The organism is Salmonella sp. SAL4457 (genome assembly GCF_046548235.1).
Classification (GTDB): domain Bacteria; phylum Pseudomonadota; class Gammaproteobacteria; order Enterobacterales; family Enterobacteriaceae; genus Salmonella; species Salmonella enterica.
Genome location: NZ_JBGDZO010000198.1, coordinates 1 through 335, shown reverse-complemented (window position 1 = coordinate 335; position 335 = coordinate 1). Strand labels below are relative to the sequence as shown.

Genomic DNA, 335 nt, shown 5'->3' with positions numbered 1-335 from the left:
CTCTGCTGCTTTAATATATTTTCTGATAATTTTTTAGAATCATAAGTCAGGCGCCCTGCCACAGGATGGGTGGGTGCTATATGAAATCCAAAATTAGGCATCTTCCCACCTGCCTTCAGTTAGCCGGACATATCGTTGACTTTCTCATCTCGAAATAGGCCTTATCAGGATATTTTGGATGATTCGGCCCATAACAAGTCGTAGAAACAGCCACCTCGTCACACGGCAAGAAGTGCACCTGCAGCAAGCACACCTTTTCATCATACCTAGGCACATTCACAGTCGCCTTGTGACGGGTGTAACTTGAGGCATGCCTCATATAATCACTCTCATCC

The 335-nt window shown here is 45.4% G+C and carries 1 protein-coding gene; it reads right to left on the bottom strand.

The genetic code is table 11. The features are described 5' to 3' along the window. Nucleotides 1-115: 115 nt before the first annotated feature. The gene (locus tag ACLJNW_RS23895; RefSeq protein WP_410961180.1) at nucleotides 116-319 is read right to left on the bottom strand and encodes a DUF3304 domain-containing protein; all 204 of its coding nucleotides are present in this window, start codon (nucleotides 317-319) and stop codon (nucleotides 116-118) included. Between the last annotated feature and the right edge of the window lie 16 nt (nucleotides 320-335).

What these genes read in the sequence shown, in the direction of transcription:
- ACLJNW_RS23895 (WP_410961180.1), bottom strand. Translation starts at nt 319, where the DNA reads ATGAGGCATGCCTCAAGTTACACCCGTCACAAGGCGACTGTGAATGTG.